Raw genomic sequence first — 2755 nt, forward strand, 5'->3', positions numbered from 1 at the left:
GAGCGTTTTCCTCTCGGTTAACGCACTTTCCCTAGGATAGCTAGAGGAGTGCTTATTTTCGGTTGTGCCAAAACCGCGCATCCCGGTTAAATCGACCTTGTACCACCGTAGCAGCTCTCGTGCTCGGTTGGTAACCTACATTAGGTTGTCTTCGGATACGGTAAGTGGCTAAATATAAAAGAACGAATTGAGATAATAGAAGATTTTACATCGTTTTGGCAAACTTTCTTTATGTCATAAAAAAATCGACCCTTTCACCAGTTCGACACCAATGAAATCTTTCCCATAATTTCATCCTCTTCAAAACAACGGTGAGCATCTTCTACCTCTTCAAAATTAAATTTTCGATTATGTAACTTGGGTTGAATAAGACCCTCTTCAATCAACTCCCCCAGTTTCCTTAAAATATTGCCATGATGAGCTCGACCCATTCCGCGAAGAAGGGGTAATAGCATAAAAACAACATGCAGGGTCAAAGACTTTATATGTACTGGGCTTAAGTCATGCTTGGCCCTTGCCGCAATAGACACTACCGATCCACCAATTTTTGCCGCAGTAAAAGAGTTGTCCAAACATTCTCCTCCAGCGGTATCAAAGACCACATCATAACCCTCTCCGTTCGTGTGAGTAGAAATGTAATCCTCAACTTTTTCTCTCTTATAATTGATAAGAACATCCGCTCCAATCTCTTTTCCAAATTTGATCTTGGCATCGGAGGATGCAGTGGTATGGACTTCAGCTGCTAAAGCTTTGGCCAATTGCAATCCAATATGGCCAACTCCACCTGCTGCGCCATGCACAAGCACTCTTTGCCCCTTCCTTACATTTGCCCTGTCTACTAAAGCATTCCAAGCAGTGATACCGACTAGTGGTAAACTAGCTGCCTCCTCCATCGTCAAATTTTTGGGGATCAAAGCAATAAGCTGAGAATCAACTGCCACAAATTCACTTAATACTCCCGGCAAGTCTCCAAAGCCCCCAACACATCCATAGACCAAATCGCCTTTTTTAAATTCTGTAACAGATTCACCTATTTGCATAATTTCCCCTGACATATCTCCATGAAGAACCGCTGGTAATGGGGGACCCACGGATAACAAACCCTTTTTTATTTTACAGTCTACCGGATTAACACTAGAGGCAGCCACCCGAACCAGCACTTGATGGGGTAAAATTTTAGGCAACGGTATTTCTGCCTTCTCAAAATTAGCTGTCTTCCCGTAAGAATTTAAAATAATTGCTTTCATATTGATTAACTTCATCTCCAAGTCGTTAGCTAATGTTACCAGTCACTATAAATCAAATTCTTTCGATAACATCATTTCTTTTAATAAAGGCTCCATTTAAAAAAACTTTTTTTCATGATTAAAAGCTTGAACCATCAATAAACTCAAAGATTAATCATTCTTATGAAATCAATTGACCAAAATCGCAGATCTTTTCTAAAACACTCCGCTTCCGGTGCCATTTTATCTACTCTTTCTTTTCCTTACATTGGAAAAGCCCAGCAATCAGCTAATGAACGCTTACGGTTCGGTGCAATCGGAGTAGGGGGCAGGGGGGCAGGAATCGCCAACAGTGCACGTCGACTCTCTGACATCGTTGCCGTGTGCGATCTGGATACCCAGCGTATAGACCGAGTTAACAAATCATTGGCACAGGGAAAAGCAAAAGGCTATGAGGATTATCGAAAAATTCTCGATCGCAAGGACATAGATTTTGTTACCATTGGTACAACTGATCATTGGCATAGCAGGATTGCTATCCATGCCATGCAGGCAGGAAAAGATGTTTACTGTGAAAAACCATTAACACTGACCATTGAAGAAGGTAAGCAAATTTGCAAAGTTACCAAGGAAACCGGACGCGTATTTCAAGTAGGCACTCAGCAACGAAGTGAAATGGGCCAAAAATTTCTTACCGCTATTGGGATTATCCGCGAAGGGAGAATCGGGAAAATCAAAAAAGTAACCTGTAATATTGGGGGTGGGCCTAAAGGTGGACCTTTCAAAAAATCAGATCCGCCATCTAATATCGATTGGAACATGTGGCTCGGACAAGCCCCTCTTGTTGATTACATTAAGGAACGCTGCCACTACCAATTCCGTTGGTGGTATGAATACTCCGGAGGAAAAATGACTGACTGGGGTGCTCACCATGTAGATATTGCCCAGTGGGCTATGCAACAGGACGGAGTAGGGCAGGGGGTTCTTTCCCTCGAACCCATCATTGGAGAACATCCCATTCCTCTCAAAAATGGAATGCCCACCAAAGACGATCATTATAACACATCTCACAACTTTCATATTAAGTGTATGTTTCCAAAAAAGATGGAGATGAATATCGTCAGCCAGTCCAAGGAAGGAAATGGTATTTTATTTGAAGGAACTAAAGGAAACTTATTTGTTTCCCGTGGAAAGCTAATTGGACCTTCGGTCGACGAACTCAAGGAAAAACCACTTTCAGCCCAAACCGTCTTGGATGTCTACAAAGGCAAGAAGACCACCAATCATATGGAAAACTTCTTTGAGTGCATGAAAGATCGCTCTGATCCGATTTCTGATGTCTACACTCACCACAATGCCATGACCACCTGCCACCTAGCCAATATCTCCATTCGACTTGGAAAAAAACTAAAGTGGAACCCGAAAAAGGAACAAATTATTGGTGATGACGAAGCAAACCAATGGCAGAAGCGCGAGCAAAGAAAAGGATTCGAAACAAATACTTAATATTTATTTAAATTTAAATAAAT

At 41.8% G+C, this 2755-nt stretch carries 2 protein-coding genes; one reads left to right on the top strand and one right to left on the bottom strand.

The genetic code is table 11. The features are described 5' to 3' along the window. Positions 1–254: 254 nt before the first annotated feature. Positions 255–1247, bottom strand: a complete 993-nt coding sequence (locus tag ACKPQ5_RS06000) for a zinc-dependent alcohol dehydrogenase family protein (protein ID WP_407678191.1) — start codon at positions 1245–1247, stop codon at positions 255–257. A 162-nt stretch (positions 1248–1409) separates the two neighbouring features. Here ACKPQ5_RS06000 and ACKPQ5_RS06005 point away from each other — a divergent pair, with 162 nt between their 5' ends. Next, complete coding sequence (locus ACKPQ5_RS06005; RefSeq protein ID WP_407678192.1) at positions 1410–2732, top strand: Gfo/Idh/MocA family protein; 1323 nt, start codon at positions 1410–1412, stop codon at positions 2730–2732. Positions 2733–2755: the final 23 nt, after the last annotated feature.

Origin of the sequence: Candidatus Seribacter sulfatis (genome assembly GCF_964187635.1) — a bacterium.
Classification (GTDB): Bacteria; Verrucomicrobiota; Verrucomicrobiia; order Opitutales; family Seribacteraceae; genus Seribacter; species Seribacter sulfatis.